The organism is Brevundimonas sp. BAL450 (assembly GCF_015767455.1).
Taxonomy (GTDB): Bacteria; Pseudomonadota; Alphaproteobacteria; order Caulobacterales; family Caulobacteraceae; genus Brevundimonas; species Brevundimonas abyssalis.
The window spans coordinates 23,965-41,528 of sequence record NZ_JADWOW010000060.1; the positions used below are offsets into that span (position 1 = coordinate 23,965).

The 17,564-nt window shown below is 70.2% G+C and carries 19 protein-coding genes; 11 read left to right on the forward strand and 8 right to left on the reverse strand.

What is annotated here, in order from left to right; genetic code table 11:
- The first annotated feature begins 19 nt into the window (after window positions 1-19).
- Together IWC96_RS12940 and IWC96_RS12945 are read left to right on the forward strand one after the other, a co-directional pair.
- A complete protein-coding gene (locus IWC96_RS12940) occupies window positions 20-223 on the forward strand; it encodes a hypothetical protein (protein ID WP_148291507.1) in 204 nt (67 codons plus the stop codon).
- Between the two features lie 16 nt (window positions 224-239).
- On the forward strand, window positions 240-956 hold the full coding sequence (locus IWC96_RS12945) for a Crp/Fnr family transcriptional regulator (RefSeq protein ID WP_196839064.1): 717 nt from the start codon (window positions 240-242) through the stop codon (window positions 954-956).
- Here the strand turns inward: IWC96_RS12945 and ppc are convergent.
- On the reverse strand, window positions 953-3,652 hold the full coding sequence (gene ppc, locus IWC96_RS12950) for a phosphoenolpyruvate carboxylase (protein ID WP_021697923.1): 2,700 nt from the start codon (window positions 3,650-3,652) through the stop codon (window positions 953-955). The genes IWC96_RS12945 and ppc overlap by 4 nt on opposite strands.
- Before the next feature lie 345 nt (window positions 3,653-3,997).
- Between ppc and ffh the strand changes: the two genes are divergently transcribed.
- The 3 genes from ffh to rimM all read left to right on the forward strand — a co-directional run bounded on the left by ffh (window position 3,998) and on the right by rimM (window position 6,777).
- Window positions 3,998-5,512: a signal recognition particle protein gene (gene ffh / locus IWC96_RS12955; RefSeq protein WP_021697922.1), complete on the forward strand. Its 1,515-nt coding sequence runs from the start codon at window positions 3,998-4,000 to the stop codon at window positions 5,510-5,512.
- Window positions 5,513-5,537: 25 nt separating this feature from the next.
- Window positions 5,538-6,110 carry a 30S ribosomal protein S16 gene (gene rpsP / locus IWC96_RS12960; RefSeq protein WP_021697921.1) on the forward strand — a complete coding sequence of 191 codons (573 nt, stop codon included), beginning with the start codon at window positions 5,538-5,540 and terminating at the stop codon, window positions 6,108-6,110.
- Window positions 6,111-6,249: 139 nt separating this feature from the next.
- Window positions 6,250-6,777: a ribosome maturation factor RimM gene (rimM, locus tag IWC96_RS12965; RefSeq protein WP_021697920.1), complete on the forward strand. Its 528-nt coding sequence runs from the start codon at window positions 6,250-6,252 to the stop codon at window positions 6,775-6,777.
- Here rimM and IWC96_RS12970 read toward each other — a convergent pair.
- From IWC96_RS12970 to IWC96_RS12980, 3 genes are all read right to left on the reverse strand, one after another.
- Complete coding sequence (locus tag IWC96_RS12970) at window positions 6,774-6,950, reverse strand: YegP family protein (protein ID WP_021697919.1); 177 nt, start codon at window positions 6,948-6,950, stop codon at window positions 6,774-6,776. The genes rimM and IWC96_RS12970 overlap by 4 nt on opposite strands.
- A gap of 101 nt (window positions 6,951-7,051) precedes the next feature.
- A complete protein-coding gene (locus IWC96_RS12975; protein ID WP_021697918.1) occupies window positions 7,052-7,918 on the reverse strand; it encodes an alpha/beta fold hydrolase in 867 nt (288 codons plus the stop codon).
- Window positions 7,884-9,026, reverse strand: a complete 1,143-nt coding sequence (locus IWC96_RS12980) for a mannose-1-phosphate guanylyltransferase (protein ID WP_196839065.1) — start codon at window positions 9,024-9,026, stop codon at window positions 7,884-7,886. Before IWC96_RS12980 ends, IWC96_RS12975 begins: the two co-directional genes overlap by 35 nt.
- A 147-nt stretch (window positions 9,027-9,173) precedes the next feature.
- Here IWC96_RS12980 and IWC96_RS12985 point away from each other — a divergent pair, with 147 nt between their 5' ends.
- Window positions 9,174-10,109, forward strand: coding sequence for a Gfo/Idh/MocA family protein (locus tag IWC96_RS12985; protein WP_196839066.1), 936 nt, complete (start codon window positions 9,174-9,176; stop codon window positions 10,107-10,109).
- Window positions 10,106-10,699, forward strand: a complete 594-nt coding sequence (locus tag IWC96_RS12990; RefSeq protein ID WP_021697915.1) for a GNAT family N-acetyltransferase — start codon at window positions 10,106-10,108, stop codon at window positions 10,697-10,699. The genes IWC96_RS12985 and IWC96_RS12990 overlap by 4 nt, the downstream gene beginning before the upstream one ends.
- Here the strand turns inward: IWC96_RS12990 and IWC96_RS12995 are convergent.
- Together IWC96_RS12995 and IWC96_RS13000 are read right to left on the reverse strand one after the other, a co-directional pair.
- Window positions 10,696-11,154 (reverse strand): MaoC family dehydratase, encoded by a 459-nt coding sequence (locus IWC96_RS12995; protein WP_196839067.1) that lies wholly within the window; start codon window positions 11,152-11,154, stop codon window positions 10,696-10,698. The two genes, IWC96_RS12990 and IWC96_RS12995, sit on opposite strands and share 4 nt — an antisense overlap.
- Window positions 11,151-12,155 (reverse strand): threonine/serine dehydratase, encoded by a 1,005-nt coding sequence (locus IWC96_RS13000; protein WP_021697913.1) that lies wholly within the window; start codon window positions 12,153-12,155, stop codon window positions 11,151-11,153. Before IWC96_RS13000 ends, IWC96_RS12995 begins: the two co-directional genes overlap by 4 nt.
- A 46-nt stretch (window positions 12,156-12,201) precedes the next feature.
- Between IWC96_RS13000 and glpK the strand changes: the two genes are divergently transcribed.
- The 4 genes from glpK (at window position 12,202) to IWC96_RS13020 (ending at window position 16,170) form a co-directional block, all read left to right on the forward strand.
- Window positions 12,202-13,692 carry a glycerol kinase GlpK gene (gene glpK / locus IWC96_RS13005; RefSeq protein WP_196839068.1) on the forward strand — a complete coding sequence of 497 codons (1,491 nt, stop codon included), beginning with the start codon at window positions 12,202-12,204 and terminating at the stop codon, window positions 13,690-13,692.
- 15 nt (window positions 13,693-13,707) lie between these two features.
- Window positions 13,708-14,781 (forward strand): phosphotransferase family protein, encoded by a 1,074-nt coding sequence (locus IWC96_RS13010; protein WP_045319183.1) that lies wholly within the window; start codon window positions 13,708-13,710, stop codon window positions 14,779-14,781.
- 109 nt (window positions 14,782-14,890) lie between these two features.
- Window positions 14,891-15,250 (forward strand): DUF6481 family protein, encoded by a 360-nt coding sequence (locus IWC96_RS13015; protein WP_021697910.1) that lies wholly within the window; start codon window positions 14,891-14,893, stop codon window positions 15,248-15,250.
- 47 nt (window positions 15,251-15,297) lie between these two features.
- Window positions 15,298-16,170 carry a pirin family protein gene (locus IWC96_RS13020; RefSeq protein ID WP_021697909.1) on the forward strand — a complete coding sequence of 291 codons (873 nt, stop codon included), beginning with the start codon at window positions 15,298-15,300 and terminating at the stop codon, window positions 16,168-16,170.
- On the opposite strand, the gene IWC96_RS13025 is transcribed toward IWC96_RS13020, so the two are convergent.
- On the reverse strand, window positions 16,134-16,982 hold the full coding sequence (locus IWC96_RS13025) for an SDR family NAD(P)-dependent oxidoreductase (RefSeq protein ID WP_370541143.1): 849 nt from the start codon (window positions 16,980-16,982) through the stop codon (window positions 16,134-16,136). The two genes, IWC96_RS13020 and IWC96_RS13025, sit on opposite strands and share 37 nt — an antisense overlap.
- Window positions 16,979-17,434: an Rrf2 family transcriptional regulator gene (locus tag IWC96_RS13030; protein WP_021697615.1), complete on the reverse strand. Its 456-nt coding sequence runs from the start codon at window positions 17,432-17,434 to the stop codon at window positions 16,979-16,981. The genes IWC96_RS13025 and IWC96_RS13030 overlap by 4 nt, the downstream gene beginning before the upstream one ends.
- Window positions 17,435-17,564 lie beyond the last annotated feature (130 nt).

Consider the following 17,564-nt stretch of genomic DNA (forward strand, 5'->3'; position numbering starts at 1 on the left):
GGCTGTGCTAGGGGCGTCGGTGAGTATCTACACATTCATGTTTATGGACGCGGCCGGGGTTTCGGCCATGCTGGAGTTCGACGACTGCGCCGACGATCAGGCGGCGCGTCGGCGCGCTCTCGACTTGCTGGCCTCGGCTCCGCATCGGGGGGGCGTGGAATTCTGGGTCGAGGGGGGCCAGCCCATGCGCGTCACCGCCACCGATCTGCCGGCGTCCAGCTAGGCTTCGGGTCATGTTGATGAACCAGAAGCTCACGGCCAACCGCCTGCTGGGTTCGCTGAGCGAGGCCGACCGCATGGCCTTGTCGCCCTATCTGACCCGCGAGGCCATGGTCAGCGGCCACCTGTTCTACGAACCGGGCGACACCATCCAGCACCTGCATTTCGTGGAAAGCGGCGTGGTGTCCCTGATGACCCTGCTGCGCGAGGGCGACGCGGTGGAATGCGGCATGGTGGGCCGCGAGGGTCTGGTCGGCGCCGGTCCCGCCCTGTCCGGCCTGCCGGTCTATACGCGGGCCATCTGTCAGGTGTCCGGCTCCACCCTCAAAATGGGGCTGGAGGACTTTCTGGGCCTGGTCGCCACACGGCCCACGTTCCGCCACGCCCTGTTCCAGTATCTGGAGGGTCTGGCCAACCAGGCGCAGCAGTCGGTTGCGTGCCGGGCCTGGCACCGGGCCGAGGCGCGCTTCTGTCGCTGGCTGGTGGCGGCCTGCGATCAGGCCGGGCGCGACGAGATCGACCTGACCCAGGAATTCCTGGCCCAGATGCTGGCGGTCCAGCGCACCACCGTCAGCCAGATCGCCGGTGAGATGCAGGCCCTGGGCCTGATCCAGCAGAAGCGCGGCCGCATCGCCATCATCGACCGGCCGGGCACCGAAGCCCGCGCCTGCGAATGCCTGGACGCGCACAGGGCGCGCTGGAACGACGTCTGGCCGCTGTCGCCGGGCAAGAGCTAGCCGCTGTTGCGCAGCCCCGCGGCCACGCCGTTGATGGTCAAGAGGATGCCTTCGCGCACGCGCGGGTCGTCATCCCCGGCGCGGCGGCGACGGATCAGCTCGATCTGGACGTGGTTCAACGGCTCCACATAGGGCATGCGCAAGCGGATCAGCCGGTCCAGTTCCGGCTGGCCGCCCAGCAGATCGTCATGGCCGGTGATGGCCAGCACCGCGTCGCGGGTGCGGTCGTGCTCGGACTGGATGGCGCCGAACACCCGCATGGCCAGCGCCTTGTCCGGCACCAGCGAGGCGTAGCGGCGGGCGATGGACATGTCGGCCTTGGCCAGCACCATCTCCAGGTTCTGGACCAGGGTCCTGAAGAAGGGCCAGTCCGCCGCCATGGCGCGGAGCTCTTCCATATCGGCCGACTTCACCGCCGAACCGAAGCCGAACCAGCCGGGCAGCATGACCCGCGACTGGGACCAGCTGAACACCCAGGGAATGGCGCGCAGGTCCTCGATGGCGGTGGAGGTGGAGCGGGACGCAGGGCGCGATCCGATCTTGAGGTCGGCGATCTCGGCGATGGGGGTGGCGGCGCGGAAATAGTCCACGAAGCCGGGGGTGTCGTAGACCACGGCCCGGTAGGCGGCCATGGAGGCGCGCGACAGGGTCCGCATGGAGTCGCCGTGGCGGCCGGTCAGGCTGTCGTCGGCGGGCGGACGCAGGGAGTTCAGCAGAACGCCGCAGGTCAGGGCGTCCAGATTGCGGGCCGCCACCTCGGGCTCGCCGTACTTGTTGGCGATGACCTCGCCCTGTTCGGTGATGCGGATGCGGCCGGCCACGGTGCCCTGGGGCTGGGCCAGCACGCCCGCGAAGGACGAGCCGCCGCCCCGGCCGACGGTGCCGCCGCGGCCGTGGAACAGTTGCAGCTTCAGGCCCGCCGCCTGGGTCACGTCCAGCAGGGCGCGCGAGGCCTCGTGCAGCTCCCAGGTGGAGGTCAGGTAGGAGCCGTCCTTGTTGGAATCCGAATAGCCGATCATCACTTCCTGAACGCCGCGCGCCCGGGCGACGGCGCGGGCCGACGGTTCGGCCAGAAGGCGCTCCAGCGTCGGCTGTGAGGCGCGCAGATCCTCGATGGTCTCGAACAGGGGCGCGGCCTGGATGGGGCATTCCTCCGGCGCCTCGGGCCGGTACAGGCCCACCTCCTTGAGCAGCAGATAGACTTCCAGCATGTCCGAGGCCGAGGTGGTCTTGGACACGATGTGGGTGCGGACCGCATTGGGGCCGTAGAGCCGCAGGGCTTCGCCCGCCGCGGCCAGAATGGCCCGCTCCTTGAGGGTTTCGTCGTCATACTCCGCATACGGAGAGAACAGCGGACGAGCGGATTTCAGTTCGGCGGCCAGCAGGGCGAGGCGGCCCTCCTCATCCAGGGCCAGATAGTCGGCGCAGACCCCGGCCACCTTGAGCAGGTCGGCCACCACGCGCTCGTGCACGTCGGAGTTCTGGCGCAGGTCCACGGTGGCCATGTGGAAGCCGAACACGTCCACGTTGGTGATCAGGCGGTTGAGCGAGTCGTCGGCGAACACCGCGCCGTGGTTCTCGGTCAGGGAGGCGTGCAGCACCTGAAGATCGGCGCGGAACCCGGCGGGGCCCTCATAGGGCGGGGCCTCGAAGCGGGCGGGACGGGGGGCCTGAACCCGGGTCAGCAGCGGGAAGGTGGCCGACAGCCGGGCGTAGATGTGGCTGAGCGCCTTGCGATAGGGCTCGTCGGCGCGGTGGGCGGAGGTGTCGCCGGACCCCTCGGCCAGGGCCTTCATCTCCGGGCTGATGCGGGCCAGGGCGCCGGACAGGCTGAGCTCGGCGCCCAGGGCGTGCACCTGATCCATGTAGTGGGCCAGCACGGCGCGGGACTGGGTGCGGAAGGCGGCGGTCAGCACATCGGCGTTGACGTTGGGATTGCCGTCCCGGTCGCCGCCGACCCAGCTGCCGATCTTCAGGAAGGGCTTGAGGTCCGGGGCCTCCAGCAGGTCGCGCCAGGCGTGCAGACGCTCGGGCGCCACGTTCAGGAACACCCGCTCCAGGAAGGACACCACGGTGTTGATCTCGTCCTGCACCACCAGCCGGCTCTGGCGCACCAGACGGGTGGCCCACAGGATGACGATCTGGCGGCGCAGGCCCGCGTTGCGCTGTTCGATGTCGCAGGCGGCCCCGCCCTTGTCGCAGGCGTCCAGCAGATCGCTGACCCCGGCGATGCGGTCGATGACGCTCTTGCGGCGCACCTCCGACGGGTGGGCGGTCAGCACCGGCGAGATCAGGGCCTGGGACAGCAGATCGCGGATCTCGCCCACGCCCACGCCCTGGTCGGACAGGCGCTTGAGAGCCCCGGCGGGGGTGTCGGGCCGCGCGGCGGCCTCGGCCTGATCGAGAGCGCGGCGCTTGCCGGCCCGGTCCTCGGCGATGTTGGCCAGCAGGGAGAAGGCCGCGAAGCCGTGGGCCAGACCCACCGCCTGATCCAGATCGATGTCCTTGAGCAGGGCCTCCAGCGCCTCGGCGTCGCCGTCGTCGTCCCGGTGATAGGCGACCGAGGCCTGACGCACCGCCTCGATGCGGTCGTAAAGCGCCTGCCCGCCCTCGCCCTTGATGACCTCGCCGAGCATCGCGCCCAGGAGGCGGATTTCGTCACGCAGGGTCTCGTCGGCGGCGGCGGTGGGCGTCATGGTGTGTCCTGAAAGCTCGGGGAGGCGCACAGTCTGACCCCAAAGGGGCGGCGATGGCGATAGAACCAGACCGAATTTTGCCCACCTGAAACGGTTTGTGCGTGAGATTGATCCCGATTCGACAAATGGCGGGAAATCACGCATAAGCCGCCACTTCCGGCGCAAGTGAACCTTCGCGTCTCCACCATCACGACCCCGATCCCGCGCTCAGGCAGCGAGGCTCCGCGAGCCGAGCGATAGCGCAAAAGGATGCGGACGAGGATGGCGAGAACCCTCTGCCGACGTGATCGTCGCCAGAGGCCGTTTCTCTATGGGGCCTGGTTCATCGCCAAACGAGGTTTGTGAATGTTCGAGGCTCTGAACGAGCGGCTGACAGGCGTCTTCGACCGGATCACCGGTCGCGGCGCCCTGTCCGAAAAGGACATCGCCGAGGCCATGCGCGAGGTGCGCGTGGCCCTGCTCGAGGCCGACGTGGCCCTGCCCGTGGTCAAGGACTTCATCGCCTTCGCCTCGGAGCGGGCCCAGGGCGAGGACGTGATCCGCTCGGTCAAGCCGGCCGACCAGGTCATCAAGATCGTCCACGACGGCCTGATCGAGATGCTGGGCGGCGAAGAGCCGGTTCCGCTGAACCTGAACGCCACGCCGCCGGCCGTCATCCTGATGAGCGGCCTGCAGGGCTCCGGCAAGACCACGACGTCGGCCAAGCTGGCGCTGAAGCTGACCAAGACCGAGCGCAAGAAGGTCATGATGGCCTCGCTGGACACCCGGCGTCCGGCGGCCATGGAGCAGCTGGAGACCCTCGGCAAGCAGATCGACGTGGCCACCCTGCCCATCGTCAAGGGCGAGAGCGCGGTCCAGATCACCCGGCGCGCGCTGCAGGCGGCCAAGCTGCAGGGCTTCGACGTCCTGATCCTGGACACGGCCGGACGCACCACCCTGGACGAGGCCATGATGGCCGAGGCGGCCGAGGTCGCGGCCATCTCCAGGCCCGTCGAGACCATTCTGGTGGCCGACAGCCTGACCGGCCAGGACGCGGTGCGCACCGCCCGGGCCTTCCACGAGCGCCTGCCCCTGACCGGCCTGATCCTGACCCGCGCGGACGGCGACGGCCGCGGCGGCGCCATGCTGTCCATGCGGGCGGTCACCGGCCTGCCGATCAAATATCTGGGCGCCGGCGAGAAGGTCGATGCGCTGGAGGTGTTCGACGCCCGCCGCGTGGCCGGACGCATCCTGGGCCAGGGCGACATCGTGGCCCTGGTGGAGAAGGCCTCCGAGGAGCTGGACCAGGTCAAGGCCGAGAAGATGGCCAAAAAACTGGCCAAAGGTCAGTTCGATCTGGACGATCTGGCCGGCCAGCTGGCGCAGATGAAGCGCATGGGCGGGCTGCAGGGCATCATGGGCATGCTGCCCGGCGCCGCCAAGATGAAGGCCCAGATGGCCAATGCGAACATCGACGACAAGATGATCTCGCGTCAGGAAGCCATCATCAGCTCCATGACCAAGGCCGAGCGCAAGAAGCCGGACGTGCTGAACGCCAGCCGCAAGCGCCGCATCGCGGCGGGCGCCGGGGTCGAGGTGCAGGAGATCAACCGCCTGCTGAAGCAGCACCGCCAGATGGCCGACGCGGTCAAGGCGCTGTCCAAGGGCGGCGGCAAGAACCTCCAGAAAATGGCCGCCATGATGGGCATGGGGGGCGGCGGCCAGGACATGGCCCGGCTGCAGGCCATGGGCGGCGGCAAGCTGCCGCCTCCCGACCCCGAGAAACTGAAATCGATGCTGCCGGGCCTGGGTGCGCCCGGCGGCCCCGACCTTCCCCCCGGCGGGCTTCCCGGCCTTCCCGGATTCCCTCCGAAGAAATAACGACTTCTAACGAAAGAGACTGAAAATGCTGAAGATTCGTCTGAGCCGCGGCGGCGCCAAGAAGCGCCCCTACTATCACATCGTGGTGGCCGACTCCCACTCGCCGCGCGACGGCAAGTTCATCGAGCGCGTGGGCAGCTACAACCCCATGCTGCCCAAGGACCACGCCGAGCCCCGCGTGAAGCTGAAGGCCGACCGCATCTCGGAATGGCTCAAGAAGGGCGCCCAGCCCACCGACCGCGTGGCCCGCTTCCTGAGCCAGGACGAGGCCCTCGCCGGCCAGGTCACCTGGACCCAGGGCAACAACCCGAACCGCGCCAAGCCGGGCAAGAAGGCCCAGGAGCGCGCCGCCGAGCGCGCCCAGCGCGAAACCGACCGCGCCGAGGCCGAAGCCGCCGCCAAGGAAGAGGCCAAGGCCGCCGCTGAAGCCGCCGCCGCCGCGCCCAAGGAAGAAGAAGCCCCGGCCGCCGAAGAGCCCGCCGCCGAGGCCCCTGCTGCTGAGGAAGCCGCTCCGGCTGAAGCCGCGGCTGAAGAGGCTCCGGCCGCCGAGGAGGCCCCCGCCGCCGAAGAGGCGACCGAGGAAAAGACCGAGGCCTAATCGGCCGTCCTCCCCGGCGCAGGCCGGGGTCCGGAGAAGTCAGGAGCAGCGTTTCCCACCGAGGCGCTGCTCCTTTCCGTTTCCGGCGGGCGCCTTACGATCTGGATCCCGGCCTTCGCCGGGGTGAGCGGAGTTCTGGATGATGTCCGACGCAAAACTCATCCTCGTGGGCCAGGTGGCCGGGGGCTTCGGGGTGCGGGGCGAGGTGCGGGTGACCGCCTTCACCGCCGACCCCCTGGCGCTGAAGGCCTATGGCCCGCTGCTGCGCGCCGACGGCTCGGTGGGCCTGACCCTGACCACGGCGCGCGCCGCCAAGGGCGCGGTGATCGGCCGGGCGAAGGAGATCGAGACCAAGGAACAGGCCGACGCCCTGCGCGGCCTGAAGCTCTTCGTGCCGCGCGAGCGCTTTCCCGCGCCGGACGAGGACGAGGTCTATGTCACCGACCTGATCGGGCTGGAGGCGCGCGACCCGGACGGCCGCGTGCTCGGACGCATCAAGGCGGTGCAGAATTTCGGCGCCTCGGACATGCTGGAGATCACGCCGGCGGAGGGCGGCCAGACCTGGTACCTGCCCTTCACCCTTGAGGCGACGCCCGAACTGCACATCGCCGACGGCTGGATTCTGGCGGTGCGCCCGGCCGAAGTGGGCGAGCGCGAGCCGGACTAGCTGTTGTCCTCGACCGGGGCGCCCGGGCCGTTCTTCTTGATGGACTCGATGGCGTTTTCGGCCGAGGCCCTGGAGGTGTAACCCTCGGTGGAGAACATGACTTCGGAATTGTACTTGAAGCGGACGCGGAACTCTCCGGCCTTGTCCTTGTAGATTTCGAACTTGTGGGCCACGGCGGCCTCCTATCCTCTGATCCCCGACCCCGCGACCGTGCCACGGCGACGCTTGGGGTCAACCGCAGGGCGGCGAACCCCGGACACAGTTGTGTGAGCGCTCAGGGCGCGTCCGCGAGGAAGCCCAGGATGGCGTCGCGCGCCGCCGGTTCGTCAAGCATGGGGGCGTGGCCGACGCCGGGGACCTCCACGAATTTCATGTGCGGGGCGGCCTCGCGCATGCGGCCCGCGATGTCGGGGCTGAGCAGGTCCGACGTGGCGCCGCGCACCAGCATGAGCTTGCGGCCCTGCGCCAGATGGCGGAAGGCGGGCCACAGGTCGGGGACAAGGGCGTCCTTGCCCGCCGCGCGCATGGGGACGGTGATGTCGGGGTCGTAGTCCAGCACCGGAGCCCCGTCCGGCCCCTCGCGGAACACACGACGCGCGAAGGCCATCCAGTCGTCCGGGCCGTAGTGCGGCAGGGCTGCGCCGTTGGTGCTCCGGGCGTAGTCGGCGGCGTCCTGCCAGTTGCGGATCTCCACCTTCTGGCCGGTGTAGGCGGCGATGCGGGCGAGGCCCTCGGGGGCCACTTCCGGCCCGATGTCGTTGAGGATGGAGGCGGCGACGCGCTCGGGCGCCGCGGCGGTCAGGGCCATGGTGATCAGACCGCCCATGGAGGTGCCCAGGAACACCGCTCGCCCTATGCCCGCCTGGTCCAGCAAGGCGAGGACGTCCTTCGCATAGACCGGCGGCTGATAGGTCATGGGATCGGCGGCGCGGTCCGACCGCCCGCGACCGCGCACGTCCAGCGCCAGCACCCGGCGGCCCGTGGCGGCGATCAGGGGGGCGATGGTCCCGAAATCGGCGCTGTTGCGGGTCAGGCCGTGGATGGCGATCACCGGCAGGCGCGCGGGCCCCTCGGCGCCCGCATAGTCGCGGGCGTAGAGGCTCAGTTCATCGGAGGTCCAGCGGCGGTCGGTGAAGATCATGGGGTGCTCCCTGTTCGGACGCAGACCCTAATTCATCGACAGCGGAATTAAAGACCCGAACGGGCAGGGCTGTGGACAAGGCCCCTACCTCCTGGGCGCGGGCCCGGGGCATGACCAGCACGCCGCTGGGGGTGGAGACCACCACCACGTCGGTCATGCCGATGACCGCCACCGGAGCGCCGCCGCCGCTCCAGACCAGACAGCCGGAGGACTCCACCACCGTGGCGGACCCCTGCAGATGGTTGTCGGCCGGGTCGCGGCTCGCGGCGGACCACAGGGCGCTCCAGCAGCCCACGTCGCGCCAGCCCACGTCGCAGGCCGTCATGGCCAGCCGGTCGCTGTGCTCGATCACCGCCCGGTCCAGGGAGATGGCCGGGCCGGACGCGGCGGCCAGCGCAAGGCGCGATCCGCGTCTTTCGGCGCCGGACCAGGCGACCCCGGCGCGGGCGGCGACCGTCGGCGCGTGGCGGGCGATCTGGTCCTGAAAGGCGGCCGGACGGCCCAGGAACAGCCCCATGTTCCAGCCCCAGCCGCCCTCGGCGATCATGGCCGTCGCCGTCTCCAGCGCGGGCTTTTCGATGAACCGCTCGATAAGGTGGAGGCCGCCGGGCAGGGCCCGGCCTCGCCGCATGTAGCCGTAGCCGGTCTCGGGAGACTCCGGCCGGGCCGAGAACAGCACGAGATCGTCGCCCGCGCCCCCGGCGGCGGCCATGACGGCGGCGCGAAAGCCCTGGGCGTCGCTGATGTGGTGGTCGGCGGGGGCGATCAGGACCTTGGCCTCCGGCGCGATCTCCATGGCCGCCCGGACGGCGCAGGCCGTGGCCAAGGCCGTGCCGCCGGGCTCGGCCTCCACCAGAACCATGGCCGGGCGCACCCCGATGGCGCGCAGCTGGGCCCGCACCAGATCCTCATGGGCGGCGGCGCAGACGATGACCGGGGCCAGGAACGGCGCGGCGGGCGAGGGTCGGAGCCGGCGCACCGTGGCCTGCAGCAGGGTTTCGTCACCCGCGATGGGATGGAACGGCTTGGGCCGATCGGCGGTGGACAGGGGCCACAGACGCGAGCCGGACCCGCCGCACAGGATCACCGGCAGGACGCCGTAATCCATCTTTCAGCCCTCCCAAAGCTCCTGGCGGGCACCCTAGTGAAAAAGGTTAACGCGTAGCAAGCCGCAACCGGAGTTGAGCGGTCGGGCGTGGCGCGCGGAGCTCTCGCTTGTTAGGAGGCGCACAGAGTTTTCAGCCAAGGCCAGACCATGCCCCAGTCCGCTCTCCAGACCCTCAAGGCCGGCGTCGCCGGCGTCGGCGTCATGGGCCGCAACCACGCCCGCGTCCTGGCCGAGGTCCGCGACGTGGACCTGACCACCATCTTCGATCCCGACGCCGTGACGGGCCAGGGCGTGGCGGACCTGTACGGTGCCGAGGCGGTGACCACCGCCGAGGCCTTCGTGGACGCCGGGCTGGACTGCGCCGTGGTGGCGACGCCCAACCGCTTCCATGCCGACCTGGGCGTGGCCCTGCTGGAAAAGGGCGTCCATGTGCTGGTGGAGAAACCCATCGCGCCGACGGTCCAGGACGCCCAGCGCATGATCGACGCGGCCAAGGCGAACGGCCGGGTGCTGATGGTGGGCCATGTGGAGCGCTTCAATCCGGCGGTGGAGACCGTGCGCCGGGCCATCGCCGACGAGGACGTCATCTCCATCCAGGTGACGCGGGTGGGCCCCTTCCCGCCGCGCATGGGCGAGGTGGGCGTGGTCATCGACCTGGCGGTGCACGACATCGACATCATTCGCCACCTGACCGGCTCGGAGATCACCGAGGTCCAGCCCCAGCTGGCGCGCACCCGCGCCGAGCGCGAGGACACGGCCTTGCTGCAGTTCCGGCTGGAGAACGGGGTCATCGCCCACATCACCACCAACTGGCTCACCCCCTACAAGACCCGCACCCTGCAGGTGGCCACGCGGGGCAAGTTCGTGGTGGCGGACCTGATCACCCGTCAGGTGACCGAGTATTTCGGCCAGCAGGCCGACGGCTCCTACTCCACCCGCATGCTGAACAGCTGGCCCGCCGAGCCGCTGAAGCTGGAGCTGGAGGCCCTCGTCCACGCCATCCGCACCGGCGAGCCCCCCGCCGTCACCGGCCAGGACGGGCTGAAGAATCTGGAAGTGGCGCTGAGGTGTCTGGGGGAATGAACCTCCGGACGGCGGTGCTGGAGAACCGTTTCGTCCGGCTCGAGCCCTTCGAGGACCATCACAAGGAGCCCCTGCGCGCGGCCTGCGACGCCGACCCGGAGCTCTGGCCGACGTTCTACTACACCTCGCTGGGCGGTGACCGGTTTGACGCCGGCTGGGAGACCTTGCGGGCTCAGCAGCGGGCGGGATCGCGCATTCCGTTCGCCGTGATCCATGGCGGCGAGGTTGTCGGCCTCAGCACCTTCATGGACATTCGGCCCGTGGACGGGGCGGTGGAGATCGGCACGACCTACTATCGACCCTCGGCGCGCGGCGGCGTCGTCAACCCGGCCGCCAAGCGCCTGCTGCTGGATCACGCCTTCGCCTGCGGCGTCGGGCGGGTCGCCTTCCAGGTCGACGCCATCAACAGCCGGAGCCGCGCCGCCATGACCAAACTCGGGGCGGTGGAGGAAGGGATCCTGAGAAACCACCTGGTCACCTGGACGGGCCGGGTCCGCAGCTCCGTGATCTACTCGGTCCTCGCCGACGAATGGCCGGCGGTGCGGGCGGGTCTGGATGCGCGGCTGGCGTCGTTCAGGGCGGCGGGCTAGCCCACCATCTGCATGCCCAGCCATTCGGCGATGAGGGCGGGCTTGTCGCCGCCTTCGATCTCGACGGTGACCTCGTGTTTCAGCAGCCAGCGGCCGCCGCCCTTGTCCTCGGCTGCGAGCAGCTTGAACCGGGCGCGGACCCGCGCGCCGGACGGCACGGGGGCGAGGAAACGGACCTTGTCGAATCCATAGTTGACGCCCATCACCACGCCCTCCAGCGGGGCCACGCCGTCGAAGGACATGCGCGACAGCAGCGACAGGGTCAGGAAGCCGTGGGCGATGGTTCCGCCGAAGGGCGTGGCTTTCGCCCTCTCCGGGTCCACATGGATGAACTGGCGGTCCTCGGTGATGTCGGCGAAGGCGTCGATGCGGGCCTGATCAACGGTGATCCAGTCCGAGACGCCCACCTCGGTTCCGATGAGGCCGGACAGGGCGGACGGGGCGATGGGCGTCATGGCGTGTCTCCGGGAAAACGGTTCTCGATAATGGCGGAATAGAGCGCCGGGTCCACATTGCCGCCGGTCAGCATGACCACGGTGGTGCGGTCTGCGGCGGGAATCCGGCCCGCCAGAAGCGCGGCAAGGGACACCGCGCCGCCGGGCTCCACCACCAGTTTCAGCCAGCGGAAGGCGAAACGCATGGCCTCGGCCACCTCGGCGTCGGTGACGGTCAGGGCGTCCTGCACCCGGCGCTGATTGATGGGGAAGGTCAGTTCGCCCGGCATGGGCGCCATGAGGGCGTCGCAGATGGAGGGGGTCGCCTCGCCGTGGGTGGCGCGGGCGCCCTGGGCCAGGGAGCGGCCGTGGTCGTCGAAGCCGGCGGGCTCCACCACCACGACGCGGGTCTCCGGGCTCCGGGCCTCCATGACAAGGTTGATTCCCGCCAGAAGGCCGCCGCCCGATGCGCCGCACAACAGTTGATTCAGCGGTCCCGCGCCCAGGGACTCCGCCTGATCGAGAATCTCCAGCGCCGTGGTCCCCTGTCCCTCGATGACGAAGGGGTCGTCGAAGGGCGGCACCAGCACCGCGCCCCGCTCCCGGGCGATCTCGGCGCCGATGGCCTCGCGGCTTTCGGTCCAGCGGTCGTAGAGCCGAACCTCGCCGCCGAACGCCCGCACCCCCTCCACCTTCACGGCGGGGGAATCGGACGGCATGACGATCAGGGCGCGGGTTCCCACCGCGCGGGCGGCCGCCGCGACCCCCTGGGCGTGGTTGCCCGAGGAATAGGCCACGACGCCCCGGGCTTTCTCCTCGTCGGTCAGGCGGCTGATGCGGTTACAGGCGCCGCGGAACTTGAAGCTGCCGGCCACCTGCAGGGTCTCGGCCTTCAGCAGCACGCGCCCTCCGACCCGGTCGTTGAGGGCGGGGTGCTCGATCAGGGGCGTGCGCACGGCGGCGGGAGCGATCTGGCGGGCGGCGTCGAGGACGCCTTCGAAGGAGGGAGCGGAATCGGCCATGAACCTCACTTAGCGTAACGCGCGGATCATCGCTAAGGTGGCTTCCATGAGCGGACTGATCCTCGCCATTGACCAGGGCACCACCTCCACCCGCGCCATCGCCTTCGAGGGGGCGGTGGAGGACGCGGTGCGGCCGGTGGCCGTCAGCCAGATCGAGCTGGCCCAGCATTTCCCGCAATCGGGCTGGGTCGAGCACGACGCCGCCGAAATCTGGCGCGCGACCCTGCAGACCTGCCGCGAGGTGATCCGCAAGGCGGGCGGCGCGGCGCGGTTTTCGGCCATCGGCATCACCAACCAGCGCGAGACGGCGGTGCTGTGGGACCGCAAGACCGGCGAGCCGCTGCACCGGGCCGTGGTCTGGCAGGACCGGCGCACCGCCGACGTGGCCGCGAGCCTGCGGGAGGCGGGCCATGAGGCCATGGTGCAGGCGGCCACGGGACTGGTGCTGGACCCCTATTTCTCGGCGACCAAATTCGCCTGGCTGCTGGACGCGGTTCCCGGCGCCCGGGACCGGGCCGAGGCGGGCGAGCTGTGTCTGGGCACCATCGACGCCTGGCTGATCTGGAACCTGACCGGCGGGCGCAGCTTCGTCACCGACGCCTCCAACGCCTCGCGCACCCTGCTGATGGACCTGAAGACGGTGCAGTGGCGCGATGACCTGTGCGACCTGTTCCGGGTTCCGGCGGCCGCCCTGCCCGAAATCCGCGGCTGCGCCGAGGTGCTGGGCGAAAGCGAACCCAGCCTGTTCGGCCAGGCCCTGCCCATCGCCGGATGCGCGGGGGACCAGCAGGCGGCGCTGGTGGGCCACGGGGCGCTGGAGGCGGGCGAGGCCAAGATCACCTACGGCACCGGGGCCTTTCTGGTGGTCAACACGGGCGACACGCCGGTGGCCTCCGCCAATCGACTGTTGACGACCCTGGGCTATCGGGTCGGCGGACGCACCGCCTATGCGCTGGAGGGCGCGATCTTCTCGGCCGGATCGACGATCCAGTGGCTGCGGGATCAGATGGGGCTGATCGGGGCGTCACGGGATTCCGAAGGGGTGGCCCAGTCCCTGAGCGACAACGGCGGGGTCTATCTTGTGCCCGGCTTCACGGGGCTGGGCGCGCCGTGGTGGAACGCCGAGGCGCGCGGGGCCATCACCGGGCTGTCGCGCGGGACCGGCCCGGCCCATGTGGTGCGGGCGGGCCTGGAGTCGCTGGCCTATCAGACCCGCGATCTGCTGGACGCCCTGGCCGTCGACGGCTCGCCGCGCCCGGCGGTGCTGAAGGTGGACGGCGGGGTCACCGCCAACGCCTTCGCCATGCAGTTCGTCGCCGACATCTGCGAAGTGACGGTGGAGCGCCCCGCCTTTCAGGAGATGACGGCCCTGGGCGCCGCGCGGCTGGCGGCGCTGGGCTGCGGCCTGACCGCCGACCTGCCCCGGGCCTCGGGCGAGGCGCCTGCCTGCTGGACGCCCCGCATGAAGCCGGAAGACCGCGACCGCCTCCTGACCGGCTGGAACAAGGCGGTCCGCGCCGCCATCGCCGCCGCCTGATCCCAAGAAAAGAAGATGAGTATGGAAACGCCCGATCCCCAGGCCGCCTTCGCCGGCACCCGCCCCGTCGATCCCCGCCACGCCTTTGACGTGGACGCGCTGGAGCGCTGGATGGCGGCGCATGTTGCGGACTACGCCGGTCCGCTGACCGTCAACCAGTTCAAGGGCGGGCAGTCGAACCCCACCTATGAGCTGGTCACGCCGGGGCGGACCTATGTGCTGCGGCGCAAGCCGCCGGGGAATCTGCTGCCTTCGGCCCATGCGGTGGACCGGGAGTTCCGGGTCATCTCGGCCCTGGCCAGGCAGGGCTTTCCCGTCGCCCGGCCTTACGCCCTGTGCGAGGACGCGGAGGTCATCGGCTCCATGTTCTATGTGATGGACAAGGTGGTGGGCCGCATCCTGTGGGACCTGAAGCTGCCGGGCATGGAGCCCGATCAGCGGCGGGCGATCTATGAGGCCCAGACGGACACCCTGGCCCGGCTGCACGCCATCGATCCCGAGGCGGCGGGCCTTGGCGACTACGGCCGGCCCGGCAACTACTTCGCCCGGCAGGTGGGGCGGTGGTCCAAACAGTATGCGGCGTCGGAGACCGAGGCCATTCCCGCCATGGACCGGCTGATGGCCTTCCTGCCCGACAGCCTGCCGCCGGAGAGCCCCGCGCGGATCGTCCACGGCGACTGGCGGCTGGACAACATGATTCTGGCGCCGGACCGGCCCGAGGTTCTGGCGGTGCTGGACTGGGAGCTGTCGACCCTGGGCGACCCCATGGCGGACCTGTCCTACTATCTGATCGGCTGGGTCATTCCCGCCAGCCAGCGCAACGGCGTGGGCGGCGCGGACCTGAAGGCGCTGGGCATTCCGACGGTGGAGGAGACGGTGGATCGCTATGCGGCGACCACCGGCATGCGGCCCGACAATCTGGACTGGCTGATGGCCTACAACCTGTTCCGGCTGGCGGCCATTTGTCAGGGCATCGCCGGGCGGGTGCGCGACGGCACCGCCTCCAGCCCCCAGGCGGTGGCCACCGCTGCGCAGGTTCATCCTCTGTCGGAGGCCGCCTGGGGCTTTGCGCAAAAGGCCGGCGCCTGAGGGTTTCTTGCGCCGCGTCTTGATTATCGCCCCAATTCCGCGTTAGCCCGCTTCTCCTTGAGCGCCGCCCCGGCTGCGCCGCACGCAGCACTGGACATTCCCGCTCCGCATGAGAGACCTCAAACAAACCGGCTTCACCGACCGCATCGCGGCCCAGCAGGCCCGCAAGAAGGCGCTTCTGGAAGGCTTCAAGCCCAAGCCCGCCCAGCCGGACCCCGAGTTCGACAAGCTGGCCGCCAAGCGCGCCGCCGAGAAGGAAGCCATCCGGGCCCAGCACGAGGCGGAAAAGGCCGAGAAGAAGCGTCTGGCCGCCGAGAAGGCCGCCGCCCGCGAGGCGGAGGCGCAGGAAGCCCAGGAGGCCGTCGACGCCGAACGCCGCGGCGCCCGCAAGGAGCGCAAGGCCCTCACCAAGGCCGAGCAGAAGGCGGCCCGTGACGCCCGCTACGCCCGCCGCAAGGCCGGACGCTAAACCACGCCGATCTGGTCAGAACGCATCCGTCACATTATCTGTGGCGGATGACCGCGCTCACATCCCGCACCGTCGCCCGCCTGCATCCCGCCCAGCGGGACGACATCGGCGATCTGATCACCCGTCGCCCCTTGCCGGGACCGGACCTGCCGCAGGTGGATCCGTTCCTGTTCCTGAACCATCACGGGCCCCAGACCTATCCGCCGAACAACCGGGGCCTGCCGTTCGGGCCGCACCCGCACCGGGGCTTCGAGACCGTCACCTTCATTCTGGAGGGCGAGCTGTCGCACGCGGACAGCGGCGGCGGTGAGAGCATCATCGGGCCGGGCGGGGTGCAGTGGATGACGGCCGGCTCCGGCCTGATCCACGCCGAGCTGTCCCCCGCCAGCTTCAAGCGCGACGGCGGGCCCATGGAGATCCTGCAACTGTGGGTGAACCTGCCGTCACGGCTGAAGATGACGGCGCCCAACTATGTGGGGCTGCAGGCCGCCGACATTCCCAAGGTCGCGCTGGATGACGGCCGGGTCACCGTCGAGGCGGTCTCGGGCCGCTGGGCCGGGACCGAGGCGCCGATCCAGTCCCTGATCGACATCCAGATGGCGGTTGTGCGCCTGAAGGCGGGCGGACGTCTGGAAACGCCGGTCGCGCCGGACCGCAACGTCTTTCTCTATGTGGTGCGCGGCGACGTGTCCGTGGGCGGGGCTCCGGTTCCCGCCTGGCATCTGGCTGCGCTGAACGATGACGGCGACGCGGTGCGTATCGAGGCCTCCAGCGACGCCGTGGTCCTGCTGGGCCATGCCGCGCCCATCGGCGAGCCGGTCTTCGCCCACGGCCCGTTCGTGATGAACACCCGCGAGGAGATCATCCAGGCGGTGCAGGATTATCAGGCCGGCAGGTTCGGCCCGCCGCCGCCGGTCTGAGGCAGGCGCTGAAGACGCCGGGCGTGCTTGTCGGCCATTTTCAGCGCCCAGCCCGTGGGGGTGACGCGCGCGGCGATGGACATGAAGCGGTTGAAGGCGCCGGGGATCACCACCGGCCGGTTGGCCTCGCAGGCCTCGTAGCCCGCCCGGATGACCGGTTCGGCGTCCATCCACATCCAGCGAGGATAGGCGCGGCTGACCGCGTCGCGTGAGCCGTTGGCGTCGTGGAACTCGGTCAGGGTGTAGCCGGGGCACAGGACGGTGACGTGCACCCCGGTCCGCTTCAGCTCCAGATGCAGGCCCTGGGACGCCTTGATGAGGAAGCTCTTGAGCGGACCGTACAGGGTGTCGCCGCCGGTGGCGGGCAGGAAGCCGGCCAGGGAGGCCACATTGAGGATGCGGCCGAAGCGGCGCTGCGCCATGCCCGGCGCGACCCGGCGGGACAGGGCGACGGGGGCCGTGGCCATCACCGCCAGCATGCCCGCGTGCTGCGCTGGCGAAAGGCTCAGGAAGCCGCCCGTCAGGCTGTAGCCCGCATTGTTGATCAGACCGTCCACATGGCGGCCCTCGGCCTCCACAGCATCGACCAGACGGTCGGGGGCGCCGGGCTCGGCCAGATCCAGCGGGATGGTCAGGACCTGGGCGCCGTGGCGGGCGCGCAGCTCGGCGGCGATGGCCTCCAGCCGTTCGGCCCGGCGGGCGGTCAGGGCCAGGTCCCAGCCATGGGCCGCATACAGGCGCGCGAAGCCTTCGCCCAGCCCGGCCGAGGCGCCGGTGATCAACATCATGGGGCGCGGGGTCGGGGCGCTCACGCAGTGGGCAGCCGGATGCCGGCCAGGGACGGCGGGTTCTGGGCCAGCAGGTCGGCGATGGTGATGCGCGACAGGGCGTGGGCCGCCGCGTCCTCGGCCGCAGTCAGGGCCTTGGCCACCTGACGGGGAATGTGCTGGCCTACGGGGCAGCCTTTGGCCCCGGCGGGTGGCGAGCCCAGATGGGCGCAGCCGTTCACGGCCTTGAGCACCATGTCCAGGGTGATGGTTTCGGGCTGACGCGTCAGCCAGGCGCCGCCGCCGGAGCCCGGACGGGTGGCGATCAGCCCGGCCCGGGCCAGCATGGCCGTGACCCGGCGGATGACCACCGGATTGGTGGGGATGGAGGCCGCGAGGATCGAGGACGGCGCGGCGGCGGCCGCGTCGAAGGCCCCCTTGTGCGCCAGATAGGCCAGGGTGTGGGCGGCGACGGGAAATCTCTGGCTGTCTGACATGGTCCGGCTCCGTCCAAACAGATAGGGGGGAAAGCCCGGTTTCACAAACCCGCGCCGTTGTGCGGCGCAACAAAAATTGCCCCTCCGCGATTGAACCCCGTGCGTAAAGGGCGTAAAGCCCCGCCGCTTT